At 65.0% G+C, this 26,296-nt stretch carries 21 protein-coding genes and 2 pseudogenes; 8 read left to right on the top strand and 15 right to left on the bottom strand.

Translation table 11 applies throughout. From position 1 onward, the window contains the following. Positions 1 to 148: 148 nt before the first annotated feature. On the top strand, positions 149 to 562 hold the full coding sequence (locus BN976_RS22795) for a DUF302 domain-containing protein (RefSeq protein ID WP_011780861.1): 414 nt from the start codon (positions 149 to 151) through the stop codon (positions 560 to 562). Between the two features lie 36 nt (positions 563 to 598). Here the strand turns inward: BN976_RS22795 and BN976_RS22790 are convergent, their stop codons facing one another. From BN976_RS22790 to BN976_RS34485, 9 genes are all read right to left on the bottom strand, one after another. Continuing rightward, on the bottom strand, positions 599 to 2,989 hold the full coding sequence (locus BN976_RS22790) for a heavy metal translocating P-type ATPase (RefSeq protein ID WP_011780862.1): 2,391 nt from the start codon (positions 2,987 to 2,989) through the stop codon (positions 599 to 601). Between the two features lie 784 nt (positions 2,990 to 3,773). Continuing rightward, positions 3,774 to 4,274 carry a hypothetical protein gene (locus BN976_RS22785; protein WP_011780863.1) on the bottom strand — a complete coding sequence of 167 codons (501 nt, stop codon included), beginning with the start codon at positions 4,272 to 4,274 and terminating at the stop codon, positions 3,774 to 3,776. A gap of 77 nt (positions 4,275 to 4,351) precedes the next feature. Then, the gene (locus BN976_RS22780; protein ID WP_011780864.1) at positions 4,352 to 4,693 is read right to left on the bottom strand and encodes a DUF3703 domain-containing protein; all 342 of its coding nucleotides are present in this window, start codon (positions 4,691 to 4,693) and stop codon (positions 4,352 to 4,354) included. 33 nt (positions 4,694 to 4,726) lie between these two features. After that, positions 4,727 to 6,859 carry a heavy metal translocating P-type ATPase gene (locus BN976_RS22775; protein WP_011780865.1) on the bottom strand — a complete coding sequence of 711 codons (2,133 nt, stop codon included), beginning with the start codon at positions 6,857 to 6,859 and terminating at the stop codon, positions 4,727 to 4,729. Further along, entirely contained in the window at positions 6,852 to 7,235 is a 384-nt protein-coding gene (locus BN976_RS22770; RefSeq protein ID WP_011780866.1) for an ArsR/SmtB family transcription factor, read from the bottom strand. Before BN976_RS22770 ends, BN976_RS22775 begins: the two co-directional genes overlap by 8 nt. A gap of 155 nt (positions 7,236 to 7,390) precedes the next feature. Further along, the gene (locus BN976_RS22765; RefSeq protein WP_011780867.1) at positions 7,391 to 8,359 is read right to left on the bottom strand and encodes a sterol desaturase family protein; all 969 of its coding nucleotides are present in this window, start codon (positions 8,357 to 8,359) and stop codon (positions 7,391 to 7,393) included. 47 nt (positions 8,360 to 8,406) lie between these two features. Continuing rightward, complete coding sequence (locus tag BN976_RS22760; protein WP_036374380.1) at positions 8,407 to 9,186, bottom strand: AraC family transcriptional regulator; 780 nt, start codon at positions 9,184 to 9,186, stop codon at positions 8,407 to 8,409. Positions 9,187 to 9,349: 163 nt separating this feature from the next. Next, positions 9,350 to 9,973, bottom strand: coding sequence for a methyltransferase family protein (locus tag BN976_RS22755; protein WP_011780869.1), 624 nt, complete (start codon positions 9,971 to 9,973; stop codon positions 9,350 to 9,352). Between the two features lie 267 nt (positions 9,974 to 10,240). Continuing rightward, a complete protein-coding gene (locus BN976_RS34485) occupies positions 10,241 to 10,645 on the bottom strand; it encodes a nucleotidyl cyclase domain-containing protein (RefSeq protein WP_235622115.1) in 405 nt (134 codons plus the stop codon). A gap of 601 nt (positions 10,646 to 11,246) precedes the next feature. Between BN976_RS34485 and ripB the strand changes: the two are divergent. Then, positions 11,247 to 12,018 (top strand): annotated as a pseudogene (gene ripB, locus BN976_RS32845) (NlpC/P60 family peptidoglycan endopeptidase RipB). 407 nt (positions 12,019 to 12,425) lie between these two features. Here ripB and BN976_RS22745 read toward each other — a convergent pair. Continuing rightward, positions 12,426 to 13,187, bottom strand: a complete 762-nt coding sequence (locus BN976_RS22745; protein WP_011780872.1) for a serine hydrolase — start codon at positions 13,185 to 13,187, stop codon at positions 12,426 to 12,428. Positions 13,188 to 13,620: 433 nt separating this feature from the next. Here BN976_RS22745 and BN976_RS22740 point away from each other — a divergent pair, with 433 nt between their 5' ends. After that, positions 13,621 to 14,280, top strand: a complete 660-nt coding sequence (locus tag BN976_RS22740; protein ID WP_011767880.1) for a DsbA family protein — start codon at positions 13,621 to 13,623, stop codon at positions 14,278 to 14,280. Between the two features lie 70 nt (positions 14,281 to 14,350). Here the strand turns inward: BN976_RS22740 and BN976_RS22735 are convergent, their stop codons facing one another. The 3 genes from BN976_RS22735 to BN976_RS22725 form a co-directional block, all read right to left on the bottom strand. Then, entirely contained in the window at positions 14,351 to 14,944 is a 594-nt protein-coding gene (locus tag BN976_RS22735; RefSeq protein ID WP_011780873.1) for a DUF305 domain-containing protein, read from the bottom strand. Further along, the gene (locus tag BN976_RS22730) at positions 14,941 to 16,869 is read right to left on the bottom strand and encodes a bifunctional copper resistance protein CopD/cytochrome c oxidase assembly protein (protein WP_011780874.1); all 1,929 of its coding nucleotides are present in this window, start codon (positions 16,867 to 16,869) and stop codon (positions 14,941 to 14,943) included. The genes BN976_RS22735 and BN976_RS22730 overlap by 4 nt, the downstream gene beginning before the upstream one ends. Before the next feature lie 115 nt (positions 16,870 to 16,984). Then, positions 16,985 to 17,755, bottom strand: a complete 771-nt coding sequence (locus tag BN976_RS22725; RefSeq protein ID WP_011780875.1) for a cytochrome c biogenesis CcdA family protein — start codon at positions 17,753 to 17,755, stop codon at positions 16,985 to 16,987. Between the two features lie 174 nt (positions 17,756 to 17,929). Between BN976_RS22725 and BN976_RS22720 the strand changes: the two genes are divergently transcribed. From BN976_RS22720 to BN976_RS22705, 5 genes and pseudogenes are all read left to right on the top strand, one after another. Then, positions 17,930 to 18,886, top strand: a complete 957-nt coding sequence (locus BN976_RS22720) for a L,D-transpeptidase (RefSeq protein ID WP_011780876.1) — start codon at positions 17,930 to 17,932, stop codon at positions 18,884 to 18,886. Between the two features lie 633 nt (positions 18,887 to 19,519). Further along, positions 19,520 to 20,044: pseudogene (gene ligC, locus BN976_RS34480) on the top strand (ATP-dependent DNA ligase); the annotation flags it as partial. A 358-nt stretch (positions 20,045 to 20,402) separates the two neighbouring features. After that, entirely contained in the window at positions 20,403 to 20,684 is a 282-nt protein-coding gene (locus tag BN976_RS22710) for an SHOCT domain-containing protein (RefSeq protein ID WP_011780877.1), read from the top strand. 64 nt (positions 20,685 to 20,748) lie between these two features. Then, a complete protein-coding gene (locus BN976_RS34725) occupies positions 20,749 to 21,117 on the top strand; it encodes a hypothetical protein (RefSeq protein WP_011780878.1) in 369 nt (122 codons plus the stop codon). Between the two features lie 170 nt (positions 21,118 to 21,287). Beyond that, complete coding sequence (locus tag BN976_RS22705) at positions 21,288 to 21,884, top strand: hypothetical protein (protein ID WP_011767872.1); 597 nt, start codon at positions 21,288 to 21,290, stop codon at positions 21,882 to 21,884. 689 nt (positions 21,885 to 22,573) lie between these two features. Here the strand turns inward: BN976_RS22705 and BN976_RS22700 are convergent. Together BN976_RS22700 and BN976_RS22695 are read right to left on the bottom strand one after the other, a co-directional pair. Beyond that, positions 22,574 to 23,395 carry an adenylate/guanylate cyclase domain-containing protein gene (locus BN976_RS22700; protein WP_011780879.1) on the bottom strand — a complete coding sequence of 274 codons (822 nt, stop codon included), beginning with the start codon at positions 23,393 to 23,395 and terminating at the stop codon, positions 22,574 to 22,576. Further along, complete coding sequence (locus tag BN976_RS22695; RefSeq protein WP_011780880.1) at positions 23,392 to 25,950, bottom strand: heavy metal translocating P-type ATPase; 2,559 nt, start codon at positions 25,948 to 25,950, stop codon at positions 23,392 to 23,394. The genes BN976_RS22700 and BN976_RS22695 overlap by 4 nt, the downstream gene beginning before the upstream one ends. Positions 25,951 to 26,296: the final 346 nt, after the last annotated feature.

The following is a 26,296-nucleotide window of genomic DNA, read 5'->3' as shown; positions in this document are numbered from 1 at the left end:
ACCTGTCTTCGAGCATTCGCGCCGCCGGTATGGCCCGACTAGTCGTTCTATGAAGATTCGATAAAGAACGGCAACCGCCCTTGGCGTCGGGAGGTCCGCGGCGCAGCCTTGGCTGTGTTCGCCCCACAGGACCATCGAGAGGACCGGCATGACCATCGCACTGTCGACAGCGCTGCAGACGTCGTTCGCCGACGCTGTCGCTCGCACCCGAGCCGCCCTGACAGAGCAGGGTTTTGGCGTCCTGACCGAGATCGATATGAAGGCGACGCTCAAGGCGAAGCTGGGCGAGGACATGGAGGAGTACCTCATTCTGGGCGCCTGCAACCCACCATTGGCTCACCGGGCAGTGAATGTGGACCGTCAAATCGGCCTGCTGCTGCCCTGCAACGTCGTTGTCCGAGCCGACCGTGCAGACGACACCTCCGTCATCGTCGAGGCGATGAACCCGCAGATACTGGTCGAGGTGACCGGAGAGCCGGCTTTGCGTGACGTCGCCGACGAAGTGACGCGAAAGATGCAGGCCGCCATCGACTCACTTCAGACTGCGGCCGCACCCGCCTAGTCCCTCAAACACAGAACAGCGACGGCACGCGGAGCGTTACGACTTGGCGCCCGCCTCCGCTGACGCCGGTACGGGAAGCTTCAATCTCTTCAGCATCAATGCATTGACGGCCACGATGAAGCTGGAACCTGACATCGAGAGGGCAGCGATCTCGGGCCGCAGCACCAAGCCGAGCGAAGGTACGAAAACCCCAGCCGCGATGGGCAATGCGATCACGTTGTAGCCGACCGCCCATCCAAGGTTCTGCCGCATCTTTCGTAGCGTGCCCCGTCCAATCTGCAGCGCGATCGCGACGTCGAGCGGGTCTGATCGCATTAACACCAGATCTGCGGTTTCGATGGCGACGTCGGTGCCTGCACCGATCGCCACGCCGAGATCAGCTTGGGCGAGCGCCGGTGCGTCGTTGACGCCGTCGCCGACCATGGCGACCTTCTTGCCCTGTCGTTGCAATTCAGCGATCTTGGCTGCCTTATCACCTGGCAGCACCTCGGCGATGACCGTGTCGATTCCCAGTTGCGCGGCGATGCGATCGGCAGTGGCCTGATTGTCGCCACTGAGCATGACCACCTCGACACCGAGGTCGTGCAGCGCGGACACCGCTTCGGCAGACGTCTCGCGCACAGCGTCCGCCAAGGCGATGACACCGACTCCCCGGCCGTCGACGCCCACCAAGACCGCCGTGCGTCCGCTGGCGGCGAGTTCGTCGCGGCGTTGCATCAACACGCCGAACTCGACGTCCTCCTCGACCATCAGCTTGCGATTGCCGACGGCAACGCGGCGCCCATCTACCGTCGCGACAGCTCCGTGACCGGGCACGTTACGGAAACCAGTCAGTGACGCCGAAGCGATCCCGTGCGCGGCCGCGTAACGCACGATCGCCCCCGCCAGCGGATGCTCGGACTCAGTTTCGACCGCAGCCACCATGGCGAGTACTTGATCCTCTGGAATGCCGTCGACGACGACGTCGGTCACTTCAGGCTCGCCCTTGGTCAACGTGCCGGTCTTGTCCATGACGACGGTATCGATGCGCGCCGACGTCTCCAGCGCGGTCGCATTCTTGAACAACACTCCCCGCTTGGCGCCCAACCCGGTGCCGACCATGATCGCGGTCGGAGTCGCGAGTCCCAGCGCATCGGGGCAGGTGATGACCACGACGGTGATGGCGAACAGCAACGCGGTCTGGACACCGGCGCCGACCGCCCACCACACTAGGAAGGTGGCAGTGCCGCCGATCAGCGCCACCAGAACCAGCCAGAACGCTGCCCGGTCGGCGAACCGCTGCCCGGGGGCTTTGGAGTTCTGCGCTTCCTGAACCATCGCGACGATCTGAGCCAAGACCGTGTCGGAGCCGACCTTCGTAGCCAGGACCCGCAACGTGCCGGTGGTGTTGATCGAGGCGCCAATCACCTTCGAGTCCGGCGCCTTTGACACCGGCAGGCTTTCCCCGGTGACCATCGACTCGTCGACGTCTGACGTTCCTTCGGCCACCGTGCCGTCGACGGGAATCTTGGCACCTGGGCGGATGAGCAGGAGGTCACCCACTGCCACCTCGGCGGTGGGAGTTTCCACCGGCTCACCGTCGCGCAGCACAACTGCCACCGGGGGCGCCAGCTCGAGCAGGGTGCGAATTGCATCGTTCGCGCCACCGCGAGCTCGCATCTCGAACCAGTGGCCCAACAGGACGAACGCCGTCAGCACCGAGGCGGCCTCATAGAACACCTCACCGCCGCCGGTCAGCGTCACCCCGAGGCTGTAGAGCCAGCCTGCGCCGACCGCCACGGCAACGAGCACCATCATGTCCAAGGTGCGGGCCCGTAGCGCTCGCCAGGCACCGTCGAAGAAGATCCACGCCGAGTAGAAGACGACCGGCAGGCTCAGCAACAGGGTGAACACGTCATCGCGGAGCCCGAACGGCGCAGGCACGGTGAACCCGAACATGTCGCGGCCCATCGGCGACCACAGCATGATCGGGATCGACAACGCGAGCGCTACTAGGAATCGGTTGCGCATATCGCGGACCATGTGATCCATCGACATGCCGGCGTGTCCGCCGCCGTGACCCATCGCTTCTTGCGGAGTTCGTGCCGGCGCGGCCTCATGCGCATGCACCTCCCCGGCTGTCGGCGACGGAGCCGACGTTGGCTGCTCGTCCAGGGTGGCCGATGGGTGGTGATGGGGCTCGGACATCGGATCGCAGACGTGGTCTGGCACCGACCGCCCCGCGCAGTGGAAGCCGCAGTCACGTATCCACCCGGCCAGGTCAGCGACCGAGGTCGTCGTCGGGTCGTAAACAACTGTCGCCGTTTGATTTACCGCATTGGCTTCGACCGACGTCACGCCCGGACGTCTAAGCAGAGTGGCCTCCACCACCGCCGTCGAACTTGCCCAGTTCAATCCGTGTACGTCGAGAATCGTCGACTTCGTCATAGCGTCTCTCGTTCAGTGTTACCGGAGCGGCTCCGATGTCCTGCGACCTGCGCTGTCCTCGCCATCCCCATCCCGCATCCGTCAGGCTAGTCATCTCAATCACTCACCCTTCCGGTGATCGATAAGCCTGCAGTGCTGGTTCGACAAAGATTCGATGAAGATTGCGCGCAACACGCAACGAAAATTTCCTGTGGCCGAGACGAAAGCAAGCATGACGGCCCACATGGCCGCGCGGGCTAGGAGACTCAGGTGCGCTCGGCGACGTTCAGATGTGCTGCCCGCCGTGCTTCACCACTACAGCGAAAACTCGCCCCCAGCCGGAGGATGTCCCAAAGTAGCCAGCATCGCCGCCGGTGCCTGCGGTGTCGCCTCTCTCTGTCATGAGCCCCACGGCATCGAGACTACGCACCCTGCCAGCCGCCGCAGCGTCGGGAAGTTCGTAAACAACGTGTTGCGACACCGCCCGTTACGGCCACGTACCGCCGCCCAGCCTGCCCCCAGCCGACACACCAGCTACGCCCCTCCAGGTGAGGGTCAGACTCACCACGGCGTGGGCTGGTCGCCAAGTAGCGCTGCCTGCACCGCGGCGGCGTCCCAGCCGTGCCGCACCGCGTCGCGTTATGGCACCGATCGTTCGCGCCGCACGCCGCGACTGTCGAAGCGCCGCAACGCATAGCGGCCACCGGGGCGCATCCGCTCCATGTTGTCGCTCTGGCGGCCGACCTTATCTGGGATGACGCCAGCCTCGGCATGTCGTTTTCGGGGTTGTCAAGACGCCCGTCCCTCAGCCGCGAACAAGTCGCCACATGCCCCACCATGCGACGGGAGCAAGAGCGAAGACGGTCCACATTCCAGGGACGTAGGCAGTGATTCCGCTGGGGTTCAGCCAGGGAAAGACGGCGAAGTGAGCGAGTTCAGTCAGACCCATGGAGGCGAAGAATGTCCAGGCCAGGTAACGACCTAGGGGGTGGTTGCGGCGCATCAGGATGGGTGTCAGCAGCCAAGCGCCAACCGACACCGCGACGAGCAGCAGGACTGGCAGGGATGTCGGGGAGGGTTTGGAGGTTCCGGTAACCGTCGCCAGAAAGGCGAAGAACTCCATCTGCTTTTCTTCGACGCGGTGAAGTAGGAACAGGCTCAACGCAATCCAGAATGGCATTCGGACATCTGCCCAGAGCCCGCCGGCGGGGAAGAACAGCCACAGCAGGAGGCCGCCGGCAAATCCGGCGGTGAAGATCGTCATTGTCAGTAGGTCGAAGGCCCACCATCCCAGGCCCAGCGTCACAGCGGTGATCCCCGTTGCGGCCGCGACAGCGCAGCGGGGTCGTTTCGGCAGGCGTTTGGTAAGCGGCGCCGTCGGTTTCATCTGTTGGTGAGGGCGGCGAGGTCGTCGGGAATGGGCATGGGTGTCATGAGGCCGGCCGTGACGCGGCCGGTGTTGCCGACGGGATAGCGGCCGGTCAGTGAGCCAGGGGCGGCGACCATCAGGCGTAGGACCTGGCCGATGGCTTCGCGGCGGTCGTGCTGGCGTAGCGCCAACCTCAGCATCGCGGCGTGGCTGCAGGTGTGTAGCCACGGATCCGGTTGCGAGACAATGTGTGCGCGCTCCAGATGTCGCCACCTGGCCGCGGGGCTGGTCGCATATTTCGCAGCGGTCATCTCACCTCGATAGACCCGCCGGGCACGCTCGCCAATTCGTGGCATCGAGTCGACTCCTGTCGTGCGGAAAGTGTTGGGCTATCGGTGGTTGTCCCTTATGGATGCGGTCGGGTCGTCGGCCAGTGGAGGTCCGGCGGGAGCGCAGCAGTCACATCCGTGGTCGTTTGGTGCAACATCTGCCGCGACCAATGGGGAGTTGAGTTTGGTGGCTGAGGGCGGCGTCGACCGTTGGGGACCACAGCAGGGGTCGTCGAGGGTGGGTGCCGGGCCGATGTCGATGGCATGAGTCGTTGATCGTGGCGACGACGTTGTCACGCCGGGGAGGGCGGCGATGCGCGCGGCGCGGATGGCGTTGAGGATGACCAGTACTTCGGCGGTTTCGTGGATCAGGACCACGGTGGCTAAGCCCAGGACACCGAATGCGGCTAGCGGTATCAGGACGGCGATGATGGCCAGCGAGAATGCGATGTTCTGCACCATGATTCGCCGGGCACGCCGCGAGTGGGCCAGTACCTGGGGTAGGTGGCGAAGGTCTTCACCCATCAGGGCGACGTCCGCGGTTTCGATGGCGACGTCGGTACCCATGGCGCCCATGGCGATGCCGATGTCAGCGGTGGCCAGCGCGGGGGCGTCGTTGATGCCGTCGCCGACCATGGCGATCGGGCGGCCTTGTGCAATGGTTTGCAGTAGAGCTGCTTTGCCCTCGGGAAGCAGCTCGGAGTGCACGTTCGTGATGCCGGCCTCGGCGGCCACTGCTTCGGCGGTGCGGGCATTGTCGCCGGTGAGCATCGCCACCGTGAGGCCCAGGCGTGTAAGCAGCCGCACGGTGTCGGCTGCTTCGGGGCGAAGTTCATCGCGCACCGCGATGGCGGCGACCGGCTGTTCGTCTCGGGCCAGCACCACCACGGTCGCGCCGGCGGCCTGCAACCGCTCGATGTCGCCGGCGAGTGGTCCAGGCGTAACCCAGGAGGGCTTACCGAGGCGCAGCCGGTAGCCGTCGAGGTCACCATGCAGACCATGGCCGGGCACTGCGGTCACGTCACTGGCGGTCGGCGGATCACCGGCCGCGGTCAGGATCGCTTGCGCGAGTGGGTGTTCACTGCGTGTCTCCAACGCAGCTGCCCACCTCAAGGCATCATCGTCGCTGAAGTCGTCGGTGGTGATGACGTCGATGACGCGGGGCTGGTTGCGCGTGAGGGTGCCGGTCTTGTCCAGGGCGACGACCTTGATGCGGCCGAGTTCTTCGACTGCGGCGCCACCCTTGATCAGGGCGCCATGGCGGCTGGCGGCCCCGATGGCCGCGACCACGGTCAGCGGGACGGCGATCGCGAGCGCGCACGGTGAGGCAGCCACCAGCACCACCAGCGCCCGCTCCAGCCACAGCATCGGGTCACCGAACACCGCGCCAACCGCGGCGATGGCCGCGGCCAACGCCATGATCGCCGGCACCAGCGGACGGGCGATCCTGTCGGCCAGTCGTTGACCGGCGCCTTTACGTTCTTGGGCTTCTTCGACGATGTGCACGATGCGCGCTAGTGAGCTGTCGGCGGCCAGGGCGGTGACTTCCACCTCGATCGCTCCACCGCCGTTGATGGCACCGGCGAACACGTCGCTGCCGGGGCCGGCTTCGACGGGCAGCGATTCGCCGGTGATCGCCGACAGATCCAGGCTCGTCTGACCCGACCGAATGGTGCCATCAGTGGCGGCCCGTTCACCAGGCCGGATCACCATGACGTCACCGACGACGAGTTCGCCGGGGGCCACGGTTGTTTCGGTGCCGTGCCGTAAAACCGAGGCTTTCGGCGGCACAAGAGACAACAGGGAGCGAAGCCCGCGGCGGGTGCGGCTGACGGCGTAGTGCTCCAGCCCTTCGGCGATTGAGAACAGGATGCCGAGCAGTGCTGCCTCGGCGAATTGGCCCAGAGCGACTGCGCCGATCGCGGCGATCGTCATCAACGTGCCAACCCCGATGCGACCGTGTCGCAGGTTGCGGACCGCATCCGGCACGAACGTGATGGCGCCGGCGGCTACAGCCGCCAGCTCGACGGCTTCTACGACATCCTCATAGCCGCCGAACCGCCCCACGATCCAGCCCACGCTCAACAGGACCGCAGCGAGCACCGCGAACTGCAACTCTCTTACTTGCCAAAGCTTCTCGGGACCTGCGTCGAGTTCGGCGTCGTCGCGCGGCCCGCAGCATGCATCAGACACGATCGGTCTCCTTCTCCGTAAGCGCGACCGCACTGGCGAGCACCGAGTCGGTCAGCTGGCGGCCACGCTCGGTCAGCTGGTACATCACCAACTTGCCCTGACGCCGCGAGGACACCAGCGACGCGTTCTTGAGTTGGCGCAGATGGTGTGAGACCAAGCCCTGCGGCAGTCCGACCACCCAGGCCATGTCGCAAACGCACAGCTCGTCACCGGCGGCGAGTGCGGCCGCAATGGACAACCGGGTCGCATCGCTCAGGCCGCGCGCCGCCGCGGCGGCGGATTGAATGGTGGAGCTGTCTGGAACCGTGGCCCGGATGGACTCCGCGTGCGGCAGGTCCAAACAGAGGAGATCGCAAGTGTCCACCGGCTCCGTCATATCCACATACTAAAGTACGTTGATATGTCCGTGGAAGGGCTTGCGCAATCCTGATCAACACGGGGCCGAGTCGGAGAATCTGCAGTGCCACCGCACGTCGCCGGGGCGCTGCCAGCGAGGCAGCCTTCTTCTTATCGCCGCACGCGATGAGCCGGTCAGCAGCGATTCTTCGAGACCGGGTCGGGGGTCGACGTCTGAGTGGCGCCGTTCGGCGTCGTGGTGGCCTCCGACGCACACCCTCCGCGTCGAGTGAATGGGTAGATCATTTGACGCAGATAGCCGTTGGGGTAATCAGGCTTGGCGGCCATACCCAGCTGGGTGGAATCGAATCGTCTTGCGGGGTCATAGGAGAAGGTCCGCATCAGGTGATCCCACACCAGGGTGAACAGCCCGAAGTTGACGTCGCCGATGCCGGCCCACTTGAGGTGGTGGAATCGGTGGCCTTCGTTGAGGGCCAGGACGTACTTGGCGGGGCCGATGCGGTACTCGGCGTTGGAGTGTTGCAGCAGCAGTTGAATCGCGACGGCCAGGGCCAGGGCTGATGCGACGTCGACGGGCAGCCCGACCAGGATCAGGGGTGCGACGCCGGCGGTCATCTCCACGGTTTGGTGCAGCGGGTGTTTCATCAGGCCGTTGAGGCCGTAGAAGCGGGTGACACTGTGGTGCACCGCGTGGAAGCGCCACAGCACGCCGACCTTGTGGCTGGCCAGATGTACCACGGTAATGCCAAAGTCGGCGACCAGGATCGCGGTAAGAACCTGCGCGACGAATGGCCAACTGTGTGGCCACAACTGGTGCGCGGGGACGATGGCGGCCAGCAGCGGGATGGCGGCCACGCTTGCCAGGATGAGGGTTTCGTTGACCGCCACGTGGATGCGGTCCCGGGTGCCATCGGCTCGATCGTGGTTCCACTCCGGGTCATACGGAATGATCCGCTCCACCAGGAACCCCGTGGCGATCGCAACCGCCAGAATCGCGACCAGCCAATATTTTGGGGCGCCCGCGGCGGCCACGGCGATGCCCGCGCCGTTGAGGCCGATCAGCATGGACGGCACGTAGCCGTAGCGGGCCACTGCCTGGAGCGCGGTGGTGGACGGCGAAGCCGCAGGGGAAGTTGTACGCATGCCTTGATCGTCGCGGTAGCCGCCGGGCCAGGGCTTGAATGATTCGGCTAGCTGCTGGGGTCGAGGTCCCAGGACACGTGCCGACTCAGCACCGAGGGCGGCAGGCCGAACATCTCGCGGGTGGTGCGAGTGAGGTGGGCACTGTCGGCGAAGCCTGCACCGTGCGCGGCGCCAGTCAGGTCGTCCCCGCCTTGGACCAGGGTGATCGCAATCCTCAGCCGTGACCACAACACGTAGCGCCGCAGCGGGATTCCGACCTGCGCGGTGAACAGGTGAGTGAAGCGGCTCGCCGAGAGGCCCACCCGTGCCGCGAGTTCGGTACCCCTCACGGGGCCGGCTGCTAAAAGAGCTGGCAGCAACCGCAGTGCATGATCGACCGAGGAGTGTCGCGCCGGCACATCGTGTTCGAACGTGGCGGGTGATAGGTGTGCGACCAGTTCGGCGACCACGGTGGCAAGCGGTCGGTGCGCAGTGAAGGCGAGCGCCGAGCTGATGGCCCATCCGGAGTCGATCGCACGTAGGTGCGCAGCTCGTCCCGGCGCTGATTCGGGCTCCAGGAACACCACTGTGCCGTCCTGGGCGCCGGCCCGGATTCGATGGGCCGCGTCGGTAGGCACTACCACTTTCGTGCCCGTGTGTGACGCCCCCTGCTCATCGGTGACCGTCAATGGCGTTGCCGCCGTGATGATTTGCACGGCGTGGTGGGCGTGGGCATCGGTGGCGCCGATGGATCCGGCGAACGCCAGCACTCCGGGCCGGAGGAGCGCCGCACCGCCCCATCGCGGTTGGGCGTCGTCTGCGGACCTATCCGGGTGCGGGTGGCTCATCGTTCGAGGTGTTCTTGCGTCGGTGTCGTCGTGATCGCCGGACGCGACTCCTGACGAACGGGCTTCGAGGGCGTGTCGCTCCACATGGAGCGGGTCACCGTTGTGTGCGGTCGCTCACGTCGACAACTGCGCAGCGATGTGGCTTTCACGGGCATGGGCGCCATCAAGCCGACGGTCCCCCGGCCGGTGATCGTCCGATGCGCGGAACGAAGCGTCCTACGCGGCTGGCGTAATTGCGGTAGCGCTCGCTGTGCGTGCGATGCAGATACGGTTCCTCCACGAAGCGGACCTGCAGCTCGATCGACGTCAGCAACAGGACGAAGCCAATGAGCGCCAATGGATTTGGTGCCATCAGCGCTACGCCGGCGCCGAATACCAGCATGGCGGTGAAGATGGGGTTGCGCACCCACCCAAACATCCCACCCTCGACGAGTCGGGTGGTTTCGCCGGCGTCGACGCCGATGCGCCACGAGTCACCCATCGACTCTTGCGCCCACAATGTCGCTGCGATACCCACCACCGCTGCCACCGTCCCGAGCGCCGCAAATAAGGGGGCGTCGAGCGTGACGACAGGCGACAGCAGACCGGCTACCTGGAGGATCGGCGCGAGCGCACCCGCCACAATCGCCACCACGAAGCCGGCACCGGCAAGCCACTCTAACGACCCCGGCCGTCCATGGAAGCCACGCATACCCGTGGACCCGGTGCGGCGCCACTGCCGATAGCTACGCCACCCGAACCCCAAGACGATAAATATTCCGTAAAACACCAGTGCTGCCGTTGCCATCGTGGACCCTCCATTCGTTTCGTAACCGTTGTGTGACAAAGAGTGACTACTGCGCGACCGAAGACTCGCTTGCAGATCCGGCCCGTGTGTCGAATCGGTCGGCGCAATCCGTCGAGCAGCGACGGTAGGCTCGGCCGTTACGGCTTCGGGTGACAGTGGCGGACGCGGCGGTGACATGTAGCTGGCACACCGGGTTGACGTGCTGCTGGTGTTCCCCGCCGATGTCCACTGCGAACAGTTCCATCGGGTTGGTCATGTTTCTGATGCTCACCAGCCCGAGTGCTGCGAGGGGAAGGCCGAGATCGGGGCGGCGGCCGCGGCGACGTCGCGACCGATGACGATCAGCCCAGGTGCGGCGAGTGCGGCCAACCTCGCCGCGGCGTTCACAGTCGTCCCGTAGACGTCGCCGCGCCGTCTCACCACCGTTCCGGCGCTGACCCCCGCACAAAGCATCGGAAAGCCCATGGCAAGCCCCGCTGCAACGCCCAATCGGCGCAGGAAGGCCAGCGCCGCAGGCGCGTCCGCACTGGCGACCATGACGGCATCACCCATCGTCTTGGTCAGCTCGTCGCCGGGCCCCAGCGCTACATTGGCCATGACTGCGAAGTCCTCGGCGAACTGGGCGGCGACGTGATCGCCGTGGATCTCGGTGAGTGCCGTGTCGCCAGACATGTCGACGAAAAAGATGGCCCCACTGGTGTCGGCATGCTCGAAAGTCGTTTCAGCACTTGCATTGGCCATCATCATCCTGAGCTGTGTCACCGTCCGCGAACCCGGTAGGCCGGGCCGTGCGGTTCGGCGCAGTGACCGTCGTCAGTGTCGCCGCTTTCGCCATAAGTTCACAATACATAGTTATATGCGCATGTGTCTATGCGTAGGAATGCGGCGCGGTGGAGGCGAACCATGAAGGCCGGGGACGCCAACCGCTAAGCAACCGCAGTTCTCGACACCGAGCCGACAACGCTCCCGGCCCAACGCCGCTGACACCTGTTGCTGCGCAGTCCATTCGGCGCTCTTCTCTTCGACGCCGGCAACCTTCCCGCACGCATTCTTCCCCGGCCGTAGAACGGTCTTCGTCCAGCGGTCGCGCCGAAGCGAACCGCGCGGCAAATTCCACCTCTGTAATTATGTGACTGCTGTTACTGACGGGGCTAATGTGAGTTGTCTTTCCTACGTAGTAGGTACGTATTTGTGTGGCCGCGCTCACGTTCGCGATCCAGCCCGCTATTGGCGCGTGGGAGTAGCTCGCCGCGCGGCGCACCGAGGAGAAGACATGGAATCACCCGCCCGGGGCAAGGGTGAAGCACCTGCCGGCGCTGACCGTTCCGACCCGGCCATCCGCATTGCGAGACTCGCTCGACGGCTCCCCGCAGATATCGCGACCGTTATCTTGCTTTTGCTCGCATGTGCCACCGGTCGCGTCGGCCCAACCTGCTGCCGGTCCCTGGGACCCCCTCCTTCCAAAGCTGCCGAGCGCAGGCGCTCCCGGTGATCCGGTCGCCATCGCGAACGCATCGCTTCAGGCCACGACTTTGGCGACGCAGACGGCGATGAATATGGGTCGCAACTTCCTCAGCAGCCTGGGAATCGTCAGTCCTGCCGCAGATCCGTCGACGAGCGTGCGCGGAAATCGCGTTAATGGTCCCCAAGCGATCGAGTACGTCATCCGCCGAGTGGGAACACAAATCGGTGTCCCCTACTCCTGGGGTGGCGGAAGCCTCACAGGCCCAACCCGCGGCGTCGACCAGGGAGCGGACACCGTCGGCTTTGACTGTTCAGGCCTTACGCGGTTCGCCTTCGCCGGCGTCGGAATGCTGCTGCCGCGATGGTCCGGCGACCAGTACGACGCCGGCCGAAAGGTTCCTCCCTCTCAGGCTAAACGCGGCGACCTGTTGTTCTGGGGGCCCGGCGGAAGTCAACACGAAGCGATCTACTTGGGCGGAGGACAGATGATCGAGGCGCAACGAACTGGCGTTCCCATCAAAGTCTCACCAGTGCGCCACGCTGGGATGACACCGTACGTCGTACGGATTATCGAGAGCTGACCGAGATCGCCCAATCAGCAAGCGCGCCAAGCCGTCACCTTCGCGCGTGACCGCATCAGCCGACGAGACGGCAGCCAACGCGGACGGTGCGGAGGTAGCGCAGACGGGTCGAGTCACCATCGAGCTCGCGACGAAGATTGCGACATGCACGCCGAATGCAGGCCGAGGTCCGGAATGCCAAGTCCCCCATGACGCTTCTGATGTCGCCGGCATGTCGCTGGTTCGCCCAGACTGTCGGGTAGTGCCCGCTCAATTGCGAACTCCGTCCGCGTGAGCTGTACGAATTTCCTCGCTGGTACACCTGTCGGGCCGCAGCGTCGACCACTAGGTCGCCGATTTGCCGCCGCCGCGTACCGTCGGCCGGACCGTCCCTCGTCTCGGACATCACCTAGGTCCGCTGGTGGTGACTAAGCTGGGGCAAGCAGGATTCGCGCCAGGCGGGTGGTCGTTTCCACGCCATCGTCGTAGCCGCCTTCCCCGTTGAGCGAGTTCATGATCGCCAACGTGTAGCGCTGTCGAGGGCCGGCGAAACCGACGCTATTGACGACCCAGCCGCCCTGCTCTTGAGACCACCCGTTCTTGTTGCCGGGAGTCATGGCCGCGCCCGCTCCCCAGACTCCCCATTGTTGGTTGGCATCGAGGTGTTGCATCTCCGACACGATGGCCGCGGTTTCGGCCGCAGGCAAGCTCGTGAGGGTGTAGTTCATCAGCCGGTCGAGGTCCTCGCTCGTGGCCTTCTGAAAGCCCCAGTACGGGTGCGTGCTGCTGAACCCAGGCTGCGGTTGCAGGCTAGTGAGTCCGTACGTGGCGAAATTGCGGTTGAACGCCATGTTGTCCGGTCCGCTATAGCGTTCCCAAAGCGTATCCGCAGCGCCGCTGTCCGATGAGTGCATCATGTCGGCCATGAGTTGGCGGTCGGCCGGGGTCAAGGTGATCTGGCCGGCGCGTGCCCTAGTCAACAGATCGACCACCATCGCCAGCTTGATGGTGGATGCGGTCCACATCATCGTGTTGGCCACCTCGTTGCGGTGAGTCTCTCCGGTTGTCCGGTCGCGAAGCACATAGCCCACTACGCCGGGACGGGTGGCGAGATAGGCGTCTGCCTGCGCGACGCGCTGTCCGATCTCAGCGGCGGCCATGGGCGTCGGCGCGAATAGCAAGACGGTCATAGCGACAAGTCCGGAGACGACGGCTTTCACGTGCGTAGCTTGTCAGCCCCACGGACATCAGGGCCGACGGCACGCCGGGTAAGCACCGGCTCCTACTATCCGCCTACGTACATGCCCGCGGATGGCAAGTGTGCCGTCACGGGCTGGGTGTCGTGACCTGACAGGTTGTTGACGGCGTGCCTGCTTGAAACAGGGAGGGTGGGGACATCATCAGAAGAGAACTAGAACCGAGTAATGAGACCGGCAGGCCAGAGCCTCGCCGCCCACAGAGCCTCGCACCGCCAACCGAGGGCATAACAGATCTACGGTCTTCCTCCGTATATAGTCGGACACGCGATGCTCAACCGCGGGCACGGTCCGAGTCGGAGCTGCGGTAGACGGCTGCTCCGGCGCATCATAGACGTTCGGTGAAACTCAAGAAGGACGCATTCGAATGGCACCTCTCACACGCATTCTGCTGACCGTCTTCGCGGTCATCACCATGATCATCGGGGTTGGCGTCTATCTCTCGGCACAGGACAAGGACACACCCGGCTCCGCGCAAGCCCAGGGTGGAGACGTCGGTCAGCTGGTCCGGGAAAACAGTCGCCGCCTCACCAACGTGCCAAATAGCGATGTCACCTTCGTCGAGTTCCTCGACTTCGAATGCGAAGCGTGCCGCGCGGCCTTCCCGATGGTCGAACAGCTGCGCGCCGAGTACGGGGACCGCGTCAACTTCGTCATCCGCTACTTCCCCATTCAGTCGCACTTCAATGCAGAGCGGGCGGCGCGTGCGGTCGAGGCGGCCGCTCAGCAGGACAAGTTCGAGCCCATGTACAAGAAGATGTATGAGACGCAAAGTGAGTGGGGCGAACAGCAAACTCCGGCGGACTCCCGATTCCGCGGGTTCGCCGCCGAACTTGGGCTGGACATGGCGGCGTTCGACGCTGCCTACAACGACCCCGCCACACTCGATCGTGTCAATGTCGATGTGGCTGACGGTAAGGCCCTCGGTGTCCAGGGCACACCGACCTTCTTCCTCGACGGAACCGAAGTGGAGTTCAGGAGCTACGACGACTTGAAGACCGCAGTCGAACAGGCCTTGAACGGATAGCCGCGGTGATTGATGGCGGCCCCAGGGCGCAGCGGTTCGACACCTCGGCACGTGGATGGCGCCATCGGCGCTAACATGCCGGCGCCGCCTCGTCGACGGCGATGCCGGGGGTCGACATCGACCGCATCACGTCGATCTCGCGTTGCTGCGAGGAAATGATTCCCTGTGCGAAGTCGGTTGCGTAGCGGCTATGTCCCGCATCGACCTCGGTACGCGCCATCTTGATCGCCCCTGCGTGGTGCGCGATCATCAGTTCCAGATACAGGCGGTTGGCTGCGGCATCACCGGCGTTCTGCAACGCCGTGAGATCCGCGGACGAGACCATGCCGCACTGGTTCGGATGATGCTGCTGCGCGGCGGCCGGGCCCACACCCCACAGCGCCAGCCAGCCCCGCATCATCTCGATCTCGGATGCCTGCCGGCTGCTGATGGACACGGCTTGAGCGGCGACCTGTGGGGCGGCGTCTGACTTCGTCACCAGGAGATCGGACATCCCGATGGCCTGGGCATGGTGAGGAATCATCTGCTGGAGAAAGGCGACATCGGCGTCGTTGTGAGTGACGGCGATGTCACGCCGCGATACGGGGGCGGTGTCACTGCACGCGCTCAGCCCCAGGACCAGGGCGATGCAGGCCGTTATGCCGACGGTGCGGTACCTCGTCATGAGCCGAGGCTAGCCGTGGTCGTCATCTGCTCGATCGCAGTCGAGCGGCGGCGCTGCACGATCTGCACCGCGATCACCGCCAGCACCGCCACAAGCCCGCCGGCAGCGATGACTTGGCCTCCCAACCGCTGGTCGCTCAGCAAGTCTGCATGCCAGCTCAGTTTCAAGGAGCGGTAGAAGGCGCCACCGAGAACCTCACGCATGTTCATCACCACGACCCCAGCAATGACGAACTGCGACAGCGCGAACAACAGCATCGCGATCCGGCCCCGCCTGGGCATCGGCCGTGGCACCACCGGCTCGACGCCGCCAACAGCGGTGAAGAACAGTGCACCACTGAGCAGGAAGTACCCGATCATCAGCATGTGTGGGGCGTGTTCGCTCACGGCGGCATCGAAGACGACCTCGAAGCAAAGCCCATAGACGCCCACCACCAGAAGCGTGAGCGCCGTCCACGGATGAGCGATGAAACGCAACAATGATGAATTCAGCGCGCTGACAAGCCATTCGCGTGGCCCAGGCACCCCGTGAGGATCGGCCGCCCGCAATGCCTTCAGCGCGAGGGTCACCGGTGCGCCCTGCACGAGCAACACCGGCACCACTATCGTGAGCATCAATTGAGCAACGGCGTGCATGCTGAACATCGCCGCCATGTACATGCCGAGTCCTGACGAAGTGGCGAACAGCAAAGCGAGGCAACCGATCACCCACGACACAGTGCGCCGCGTCGACCACGGGGAACCGCGGCGAGACAGCCGATACACCGCAGCAAGGTAGATGCCGGCCATGACGACCGCCGCCGTGCCGAAGATCAGGTCGAACCGCCATTCGAAGAACACCCGGGCGATCGTCGGCGGCTCGGCGAGATCGAAGCCAAGCGCAACCTCGGCCGGAAGGGGTTCGCGCGTCGCGGGCGGCGGTGGCGTGCGACCCAACCCGACCGCCACTCCAATTGCGACGCCAAACAGGGCGGCTTCTGTGAGTGCGAGCCGCAGCAGCGGTCGGCGCGCCGTCGGATCACGCTGCAGCGCAACGATCGACGACCGTCGCTGTCGCCAGCCGATCACACCGAGCCCGGCCAGCGCCGTCACCTTCCCCACGACGAGGAGCCCGTAGCTGCTATCCAGCATGTTCGACACGTCGATCCGGACCGCCGCGTTGACGAATCCGCTCACGGCCATCGCCGCGAAGCACCACAGCGCCAGACCCGAGAACCGCCGGGCGGCTACGTCGGTGTGGCCGCCGCGGCGCAGTGCGTGCCCGAGCAGCGCGAACAGTCCGCCGGCCCACAATGCCCCGGCAAACACGTGAATGAGCAGGCTGTTGGTCGCGATATCGTGTGAGCCGCCCGATGAGGAGTGCCCCGTCACGGCCAGCGGCATCAACGTCACCAGGCCGCCCGCCAACAGGGCGGGAGTCCACGACCACCGCAACACCGTCAGGCTCGCCACGGCGACGAACGCCGCCAGAAGCGAGGTGGTGCGCCACGCCGCGCTGGTTTCAACGAGGTCGGCCGCCGACCATATGTCCAGCGGTGTCAGCTCGGTCAAAGGCACCCCCGACACGTCGGAGACCGTCAGCGCCACCAACAGCGCAGCGCACACAGCCCATACCGCACAAGCGGCACCGCCCACCCTAAGCGCCCGGTAACCATCGACGTCGAGCACTCCACTGGCCTGCGGCGGCACGAGGAACGCCGCGAACAAGAAGTGTCCGATCGCCACCACCGCAGCGATCTCTCCGGCGGCGCGCACGAACGACAGCCCGTAGGTAGTGAAGGGCCCCGGATCGCTCAGCCCGGTCACCGCAAGCACCTCAGGCAACGCTAAAGCGCCGATCGCCGCGGCGGTAACGCCCGAAATCGTTGCAACACCGAGCAACACAGCCCGCACCACCCAGCGTCGCGGAGCGGCAGACGTCGCCATCACCGCCCCCACTCCGATCTCGCGATGTTTTCACCGTCACGGCTCCGGCGGTTCACGATCAACACCCTGTGTCCCCGGAATGCGCGACGGCGCGGTGCACTCGAAAGCGACTGCGTCATATCGGAAGTGTGGTGTTGCTGACGAACGCATCGCGCACCCACGACACCACCTCGTTCCACAGCCCAGTCACCAGGGCGATGCCGACCGCGACGAGGAGCACACCGCCGAAGACCTGAATTCTCCGGGCGTTTCGTCGCAGCCAGCCCAGTGCCCGCATTGCCCGGCCGGATGCCAGCGCGAACAGCACGAACGGAGCGCCCAGACCCACACAGTAGGCGACGACGAGCACGATGCCGCGCACGACGTTGGGCCCCTCGCTGGCAGATGCCACAGCGATCACACCCGTCAGCGTCGGGCCCAAACACGGGGTCCAGCCCAGCCCGAACACCGCCCCAAGTAGCGGCGCACCCCACAGCGTGGACAACGACGTGGGCGTAAACCGCGCGTCGCGTTGCAACGCGGGGAAGAAACCCATGAACACCAGACCCATCACGATCGTGACGACTCCGCCGATGCGCTGCAATAACACCCCATTGGTGATAAGCGTCGTCGTCAGACCCAGAATCGCGACGGTTCCCATGAGGAACACCGCCGTGAACCCGGCAACGAACAACCCTGCGGCCCCTGCCAACCGCAGACGTGCCCTGCCCAGCGGCTGGGCACGCGCCTGGTCATCCACGCCGACCACCGCTGCAAGGTAGGACAGATACCCGGGTACGAGAGGTACGACGCAGGGCGATGCGAACGACACCAACCCAGCCAACGCCGACACGAACACCGCGAGGAGCACGTGACCAGACGTAGCGATAGCGGTGACACCATCCACGACGTCCGACACCCTCCGCATCCACCGTGTCCGAACCTACTCATCTACCACGCAGGTCCGCACCCATGCTGCCGCACCCGACGCCACATCATCTACTATGAAACTACGTAGCAACAAATCGTCGCCGGCCGCGCGAGTGCCGCACGGTGACCACATCGAAGGGAGAAGGCCCGCATGCGGTGCCCGCCACCCAGGCCATTCATGGCCATGATGACGGCCGCACTAGCAGCTGTTACCGTGCTGACCGCGCCGTCGGCCTCCGCCGAGCCACAAATACCCGTGCCCACGCCCGGCAACCCCCTCACAGTCCCCGACTCGACAGCGCCGAACCCCTTCCTCCCTCCGCTATCCGGCCCATTTCCCGGCCCGTCGTCAACGGCTGCCGAGCAGACACCCGCCGGCCAGAACCCGGCGCCGTACCTCGGCCCACCGGTCTTCGCTCCCCCCACGTTCAACCCGACGAACGGCTCGACGGTCGGCGTCGCCAAACCCATCATTATCAACTTCCAACGGCCCATTGCCGACCGCGCGCTAGCCGAGCAAGCCGTCCACATCTCCTCCACCCCCGCGGTCCCCGGGAAGTTCTACTGGATGAGCGCGACCCAACTCAGATGGCGGCCCATCGACTTCTGGCCCGCCAACACCACGGTCACCATCGATGCCAGCGGCACAAAATCGAGCTTCCGCACCGGCGACTCGTTGGTGGCGACCATCGACAACGCCACCCTCCAAATGGAGGTCATGCGCAACGGCACACTCGAGAAGACCATGCCGGTGTCTTTGGGAAAGCCGGGATACGACACACCCAACGGCACCTACTACGTGCTCGAGAAGTTCGCCGACATGGTGATGGACTCCTCCACCTATGGTGTGCCGGTCGACGCAGCCGAAGGTTACAAGCTCAAGGTCCAAGACGCGGTGCGCATCAACAACGCCGGCATCTTCGTTCACGGCGCGCCCTGGTCAGTCGCTGATCAAGGCAAGCGCAATGTCAGCCACGGATGCCCCAATTTGAGTCCAGCCAACGCGCAGTGGTTCTACGACAACTTCGGCAGCGGGGACCCGGTCGTCGTCAAGAACTCCATCGGCATCTACGACGAAAACGACGGAGCCCAGGACTGGCAGATCTGACGTGTAGGCGAATGCAACCAGAACTCGTTTAAGGGGTGTTCCGCGGGGAATCGCGGCTAGACCATCGAGCCGGTCGTCGCACAGAGAATTCGGTGTTTCGGCGAACGTCGGCAGCACCAACACGACGCGCGCGAATCGCCACGACATACGGTCCCGCAGCGTTGAGCGCTGCATCCAGTTGCCCAAGCGTGGTGACATCCGAGGACCAACCACACCGTCGAGACCCTCACAACGGACAAAGAACACCACCATCAGCACGAAAACAGTGTGCACTGCTGAGGGTCCCCTCCTACCATACCGCTGGCGGTTCTTCGGGAAGTTCAACGCCTCTACCAGGAGGTACAGCGACAGGAACATCCCGGCAGTCAGGCAAACGGCCGGCCAAGGGCGCCGACAGTCAGTTGCCCGAACTTCGTCGAGCCTCTCAAATGGGAGCAGGTCCGTGGACGGAGATCGTGCTGTGGTGGTGTTGGGCGAGCGGAGTCGGCGCCGATTCGGGTTGCCATTGGCGGGCGATCGTCCCAGACGCCGAGCATCTTGGGGCGACGTCCATCGTCGCGTCGCACTTGTCAAGGCCTTGACCGACTCCGGCCGCCTGGGTTCACGTCACTCTTGCGAGGAAATCACTCGACGGTCACCCATCAATCCGACAAGCTGGTCGAGTTCAAGATCAAGTATCAGCGGACCGCCGACTGTGTCGTCGCCGGTCGCTGTATGCACAGTTCCAGTAAGGACGCGATCCGCGCCATGCTGCTCCGGCTCTACGGCCATGACTGCACCCTCCCCCTCGGTCGGCGTGATCGGGGCGTTCCCGATGGCCAAGAGGCGTCAGTTGTCTGCCGAAATGTAGCCGCTGGTAGATCGTTCGATGACCACTCGTGGGACTGGGCCGCCCACGAAGCCGGTGAACGCACCCCACGCAAGAACGAGACCTCCCACTGGAACGCCGCAACGATCTGTCGTTCGTGTCGCTGCGACCCGACCGGGTGGTCGAGGTCCGACGACGATATGGAAGGGCAACGCTTCCGCCCCACCACCCAATCCAACCGCTGGTAGCTCATCCGCGACCCACGCTCGTGCAAATATGCTCCATTCGAACAGCCAATTGCCTTCAGGCTCGGCGACATCGTCCGCGGCCTGGACTCTAGGGAGGCCTGAGACACCTCCGCGTCGGCGCCCGCGACACCTCCAGCCGTCCGAATGGCGAGTCGATCTGCCTCGTCGATCCCGAGCGCCGGGGAATGCATGGCGCCGGCGGCAGCGCTGTTTCGCGGCCTGTCCGAACGCCCAGTTGGCGATCCTGCAGCGCCTCACCGAAGGGGAGGGCCCGAGACACGACCTGCAGGGAAAATGATCGTCGGGCGATGCCGTTCCACGGAGACAGGCAATTCACGGTTTCCGCACTTTTTGCGGGGTTGTTGAGGCACATCGGCCCTACCGTCGGGGCACCCTGCCAGTACATCGTGGTGCCAGGTAAGACATTTCCCGGCCAGTCAAGTGAAAGGGCTTTGCAACCATGATGTACGGCACAGACGGCTGCATGTGGGGCGGTTGGGGGTGGAGCGGCTGGATCCTCATGGGCGCGGTGATGGTGCTGTCGTCGGCCGCCCTGATCACCGCGGTCGTGCTAGCCGTCCGGTATCTCACCGATAGCAATGCACAGCGCAACCGCGCTGATTCAGCGTCCTCATCCAAGTCCGAAGATGCTCTGGCACAACGGTTTGCGCGCGGCGACATCGACGAGGATGAGTTTCGGCGGCGATTGACGCTGCTGCGCGAACACCAGGAATCACGATGACTCAAGTGGCGCGGGCTCACCGCCGGCTGATCGTGCGGTATCGGTCGACCGAGCACCCCAAGAATTGGATACAGCGAAGGAGATTGGAAGCATGACTGATACACCTGAATCCACAAGCGAACGAATGGCCGTGGCCGGAGAGCGCAGAGGGGTGAACCACGCCTTGGCGTGGAGTGGCATCGCCGCCGCCGCAGTGTTCATCGTTGCAGTGGTGTTCTTTTCCGGGTTCTTCATCGGCAGGGCCACCGACGGTTTCGGCGGTAATCGGGGGCAATGTCAAGGAACGCCCGGCATGATGGGGCCCGGCATGATGGGCCCGGGCATGATGGGACCGCAAGGCTCGTGGTCACCGGGGAACATGGGGCCTTCAGGCCCTTGGGGTCCAGGCCAGTGGCAGCCGCCGACAACCACGCCGACTACACCCCGTCCGTAGCGCACAAGAGCCGATTCACGCTGCGGTAGGCGCAATCTCAGACTGTCTCGTTGAGTCGGCGATCGTCGGGCACGAAGCCGCCAATGCCTTAAGACGGAAGCAACCTGCACCAAGCGTTCGCCGACAACGCGAATTCCCACGACATGTAGAGCACGAGGAGATCATCGGATATGACCGGAATGAGCAGGCGAGCGGCGCTGAGAATGCTGGCCACCGGTGGGGCCCTCTTCGGCCTGGGGTATGTCTTGCGCAACATTATCGACATACCTGTCAGCCGTGCCCAACCCGGGATGGGTGGCGCGACCGGTATGGATATGCGCGCTTACATGAACATGTTCATGCGGCATCAGGAGCTTCGACGCACCGTCGAAGAGATTCCCGGCGGGGTGCGCACCACCACCGAATCCGACGCCGCCGACCTCGTCGCCGAACTGCAGGCCCACGTCTCGTCGATGTATACCCACCTCGATCAGGGCAGTGAAGTCACCTGCATGAGTTCAAGCCTGCCCACCCTGTTCCGCCGTGCTGCCGATTATCAACGTCAGATCACGCTCACAGCCAGCGGCGTGGTGGTGGTCGAAACCTCCAGCGACCCCGAGCTGACCAGCGCCATTCGCGAACATGCCCGCGAAGTCACCGGATTCGTCGTCGAAGGGATGCCGGCGATGATGAGCGGAATGATGGACGGCGGGATGATGGGACCTGGCATGGGTCACGGAATGATGGGTCCCGGCATGGGTCACGGCATGATGGGACCGGGCCGCTGAACCGAAGCACGCACACCCATCAGAGACGGATCCGCCACAGGCACTGGTAGTCGCCGCAGCACGGCACAGCGTGGTTACCGACGGCAAGACAGGCATGTCCACGCCGGCCTGGGTAGCAACCTGACTGCGGCTCCCCCCAAACAAACCTTGACATTCCAGTGAAGCGTCACAAAGCGCCCGCAAGACGCAGGAGTCCATCGCGATCAGCGCCCATGGCGGCACTGAACGGGAGCAAGCCAAGGCTCGTACACGCTATTGGCCTCCCCCCGCGGGTGAACACTTACACACCGTGTCCGGGCTCCTCCGCCGCCTCGTTGCGGCCCTCCTCCTAGGCCAGCGCAGCCGATTCCCGGCGTCAAGAACAGCCAGGCGTACGCGGGGGACGCCGGGCCCGCCAGCGCGCCCCCGACCAGTCAGCGCGCGATGTGGACACTTCCCCGTACTCAGTCCCTCCACTAGTTAGTTAGTCAGTTAGTGGTACAGAACGTCGAGAAGCTGGCGGTCGTCGTGCAGAAGCTCGTGAAGGTGCTCGTCGGTCATGTCCGCTCCTAACCGGGACTTTACGTTTCTGCGTCGATAGATGTTGATAGGTAAGGCATCCGGTACTTGCGACGGCCCGACCGGTCTCGTCTCGCGCGAATAGTATTGATCGTGAACACCATTCGGGAGCATGTGGTGAACTTCGGCCCTTAGCAGGAGGTTGAACGAGTCGACATCGGTGCAGCCCCCCGCCCGCTCGTCGGGGACCTCAGCGTGCCCAAAGGGGCCGCGACCTCACCCAAGAACGACTGAATGGACTGCGAATCCCCGTCACCAGACGATGTGCTCATATCGCCAACGCGGTCTGCGAATTGGCGTAGACAGGCCGTCGAACAGAAGTAGAACCGGTAAGTGTCCTCCTCATGCGTGATCGTCAGCGATTGTGCATCTGTCGAGACGTGCATCCGACATATCGGATCGACGTGCTCCTGGTGGCGGGTTCCGACGTCGAGGGCGAACGCTTCCACCAGCGCACCGACATTCCGCAACCGAAGCGAGCCCAACGACGTCGTCGCGAGAAGATCCGTTCCCCGAAGCGCGGAAGCGGCGTCGGCGTTGCCGACGATTTGGCCTGGCCGGGCGACGGCGGCCAGTCTGGCTGCGGTGTTGACCGTCGAGCCGAAGACGTCTCCGCGCCGCTTCACCACCGCCCCAGCACAGATGCCTGCGCGCAACAACGGAAAGCCGTCGATGCGACGGGTCTGTTCGTGGAGTCGCCGGAGGAAGGCTAGCGCCGCCGTGGGGTCGGAGCTGGTGATCATCACGGCGTCGCCGAGGGTCTTGATCATCTCGTCGCCGGGCCCGAGAACCCTCGCGGCTATGGTGGCGAACCGGTCCGCCAGTTCGGCAGCACGATGATCACCGTGGGCCTCGGTGAACGCCGTGAACCCAGCGATGTCCACGAAGACGACCACACTGTCCACGTCGGCATGCTCGAATTCATCTGCAGCGCTGAACGGGTCGATCGTCATGGCGTCTCTTCTGCACGCTCAACGCGCGGCGCTGCGGGGTTAATCGACTGCATCGGCATCCCGAGGAGTCGCAACGCATTGGCAACGACGATGAGAGTCGAGCCTTCGTGGATGAGCACGGCGGGACCGATGCCCAGACCGAAGACCGTCGCCGGGATGAGGACCGCGACGATTCCGAGACTGGCCCACAGATTCTGCTTGATGACGCGCGAGCAGCGGCGGCTCAGGCTCACTGCAAACGGCAACGCGCGCAGGTCGTCGGCCATCAGCGCAACGTCAGCGGTCTCCAACGCCACGTCGGAGCCCGCCGCCCCCATCGCAATACCCACACTCGCGCCGGCCATGGCGGGCGCATCGTTGACACCGTCACCGACCATCCCGACGCGGCCGTGGCGTTCCCGGAGGGCGGCGATCTGGGCCACCTTGTCCTCGGGCATCAGATCGCCACGGGCGTAGGCGACACCGACTTCGGCGGCGACGGCGTCGGCCACCCGCTGGTTGTCCCCCGACAGCATCACGGTGTTCTTCACACCGAGCTCGGCAAGACGTGCGATGACCGCCGACGCCTCCGGCCGAGGAAGGTCCATCAATCCGATCGCACCCAACCAGCGTTCGCCTGCGCGGACGAGCATCGTCGTGCGGCCCGCCTGTTCGAGACGCTCCACCTCGGCCGCCAGCTCGGCCGGTGGGGGCTGGGCGGCGTCGGTGAACAGTTCGGTCTTGCCGATGCAGACCTCGACCCCATCGACGGACGCGACGATGCCGCGGCCGATCACGGCACGAACATCGGTCGCGCGGGGTATCGCCGCTCCGGCCAGGCGCTGGCGGCCGTCGCGGACGATGGCGCGGGCCAGCGGATGGTCGCTTTGCTCCTCAACCGCCACGGCGATCCTCAGCAGTTCGGCGTCGTCGCTGTCTGCGGTGGCGCAGACATCGGCAATCCTGGGCCGCCCCTCGGTGAGGGTGCCGGTCTTATCAAAGGCCAGCACATCGACCCGGCCAAGTTCCTCCAGCGCGGCACCGCCCTTCATCAGGATGCCGGCCCGCGCCGCCCGCGCCACCGCCGACAACACCGCGCTGGGCGTGGCGATCGCCAGCGCACACGGACTGGCCGCCACCAGAACGGCAAGCGCCCGGTACACCGTGTCAGTGAACGGCTCGTCGACCACGAACCCGGCGAAGAGCAGCAGGACCACACCGACCAGGATCACGGGCACGAAAACGCGCTGGAACCGGTCGGTGAAGCGCTGCGTGGAGGTGGTCTTGGTTTGCGCCTCGGCCACCAGACGCACCACGCGGGCCAGGGTGGAGTCACCCGCGAGCCGGGTCACCTGAACCTCGATGGCGCCGGCGCCGTTGATGGTGCCGGCGAACACCCGCGATGCCGCGTCGATGAGCTCGGGTGAGGCGGCGGCTGCCGCCACGTCCGGGACCGGATTCTTGTCGACGGGGACGCTCTCCCCGGTCACCGGGGCTTGATCGATGCTGCTGCTGCCTGCCACGACGAAGCCGTCTGCGGCCAGACGCATGTTGGGGCGCACGACGACGATGTCCCCAACGCGCAGGTCCGCAACGGACACTTCGACGGTGTCGCCCGTGCCGCCGCGCCGCACCAGCGCCGTCTTCGGGGCGAGTTCGGCGAGCGCTTCGATCGCCCGGCGAGCCCGGCCCATCGCATAGCCCTCGAGTGCGTGTCCGACGCTGAAGAGGAACAGCAGGAGCGCGCCTTCGGCGATTTCGCCGAGCGCGGCCGCACCCGCAGCGGAGACGAGCATGAGGAAGTCGATCTCAAACCGGCCCTGCCGCACACTGGCGAAGGCTTCCTGCACGGTGAAGAACGCGCCGAAGAAGAACGCCAGGCCGTAGACCACCACCTCGGCCGAGCGCGGCGTATCGGCGAAGGCGGCCAGTAACCAGCCCGTGAGTAGTAGCGCGCCCGCCAGTCCCGCGAAGACCAGTTCGGTGCGCTCGCCGAAGATCCCGCCGTGACCATGTTGATGGTCGGCGCCGTCTCTCTCGTGCGCGACGGCGGCTTCAACCGGGGTGGCACTCCTCGACGGCGCCACCTGCGCAGCGATGACGTCTACGAGCTCTTGGGCGGTCACCGTCGCCCGCTCGAACTCCAGCTCGATCGAATCGGGTGTCGCTACTGCGGCGATGACGCCAGGCATCGTCGAGAGCGTGTCGGCGAGCGCAGTTCGTATCGCCTCGTCGTCATGAGTGCCTGTAGTCAACCAGCGAAGGTGCCCGTACGTCGACGTGATCGTGTCGGCCGCCTGCAGAGCCCGCCGCTGCACTTCTGTTGCGGACGCAGCCTCGGCGTCGTAGTGCACACACAGGCGGGGTTTGGTCGTGTCGCCATCGATGACGTGGGCCTGTTCGATGATCCCGTCATCCACCAGGCCGCGCGTCAGGCGGTCAGCGCAGCGCTCGTCGCTACCGGGAAGCAGGTCTGTCAGGTCGAGTGCCAAGGTCCTATTCGTGGGCGTTCCGTCGGCGCCGGGGCGGCTCACCGTCTCGCCGTTGCGATCTGCCATACATGCAATAATACGCATGTATGCACATGACCCGTCAACCCTAGTTTGCGAACCCGCGCGTCGGCGGGATGCGTCACCACGCCGACGTCGACGACACGGATTCGAGCCGACAGATTCAATGGTGAGCGCGGCGCCGCCGAGAGACCCTCGCCGACGGCCCACCAAGGGAACCGCCGTGTGGCAGAACACCTGCGCGCCGCCAACGGCTCCGCGAGAACCCCGTGTAGACGGAGTGACCTACCCGAGAGTTGTTGCTCCGCAACCAATGTGTTGCGAAGACTCCCGCGCCTCACTCAAATCGCCGCGTTGGATATCGACGGCGCCATTGGGCTGCAACGCTGCCAGCGCACCCCGACTCATCGAC

The organism is Mycolicibacterium austroafricanum, from assembly GCF_000612725.1.
Lineage (GTDB): Bacteria > Actinomycetota > Actinomycetes > Mycobacteriales > Mycobacteriaceae > Mycobacterium > Mycobacterium austroafricanum.
Note: the sequence above shows the minus strand (reverse complement) of the source record. Positions and strands in the feature narration are given on the sequence as shown.

Bases quoted from the DNA above. Each gene is read 5' to 3' on its own strand.
- BN976_RS22790 (WP_011780862.1), bottom strand. From the start codon at position 2,989: ATGACGAAGTCGACGATTCTCGACGTACACGGATTGAACTGGGCAAGT.
- BN976_RS22735 (WP_011780873.1), bottom strand. From the start codon at position 14,944: ATGACGAGGTACCGCACCGTCGGCATAACGGCCTGCATCGCCCTGGTC.
- BN976_RS22780 (WP_011780864.1), bottom strand. From the start codon at position 4,693: ATGCCACGAATTGGCGAGCGTGCCCGGCGGGTCTATCGAGGTGAGATG.
- BN976_RS22700 (WP_011780879.1), bottom strand. From the start codon at position 23,395: ATGACGATCGACCCGTTCAGCGCTGCAGATGAATTCGAGCATGCCGAC.
- BN976_RS22765 (WP_011780867.1), bottom strand. From the start codon at position 8,359: ATGCGTACAACTTCCCCTGCGGCTTCGCCGTCCACCACCGCGCTCCAG.
- BN976_RS22745 (WP_011780872.1), bottom strand. From the start codon at position 13,187: ATGACCGTCTTGCTATTCGCGCCGACGCCCATGGCCGCCGCTGAGATC.
- BN976_RS22755 (WP_011780869.1), bottom strand. From the start codon at position 9,973: ATGGCAACGGCAGCACTGGTGTTTTACGGAATATTTATCGTCTTGGGG.
- BN976_RS34485 (WP_235622115.1), bottom strand. From the start codon at position 10,645: ATGTCTGGCGACACGGCACTCACCGAGATCCACGGCGATCACGTCGCC.
- BN976_RS22770 (WP_011780866.1), bottom strand. From the start codon at position 7,235: ATGACGGAGCCGGTGGACACTTGCGATCTCCTCTGTTTGGACCTGCCG.
- BN976_RS22740 (WP_011767880.1), top strand. From the start codon at position 13,621: ATGGCACCTCTCACACGCATTCTGCTGACCGTCTTCGCGGTCATCACC.
- BN976_RS22695 (WP_011780880.1), bottom strand. From the start codon at position 25,950: ATGCGTATTATTGCATGTATGGCAGATCGCAACGGCGAGACGGTGAGC.
- BN976_RS22705 (WP_011767872.1), top strand. From the start codon at position 21,288: ATGACCGGAATGAGCAGGCGAGCGGCGCTGAGAATGCTGGCCACCGGT.
- BN976_RS22720 (WP_011780876.1), top strand. From the start codon at position 17,930: ATGCGGTGCCCGCCACCCAGGCCATTCATGGCCATGATGACGGCCGCA.
- BN976_RS22710 (WP_011780877.1), top strand. From the start codon at position 20,403: ATGATGTACGGCACAGACGGCTGCATGTGGGGCGGTTGGGGGTGGAGC.
- BN976_RS22730 (WP_011780874.1), bottom strand. From the start codon at position 16,869: ATGGCGACGTCTGCCGCTCCGCGACGCTGGGTGGTGCGGGCTGTGTTG.
- BN976_RS22795 (WP_011780861.1), top strand. From the start codon at position 149: ATGACCATCGCACTGTCGACAGCGCTGCAGACGTCGTTCGCCGACGCT.
- BN976_RS22760 (WP_036374380.1), bottom strand. From the start codon at position 9,186: ATGAGCCACCCGCACCCGGATAGGTCCGCAGACGACGCCCAACCGCGA.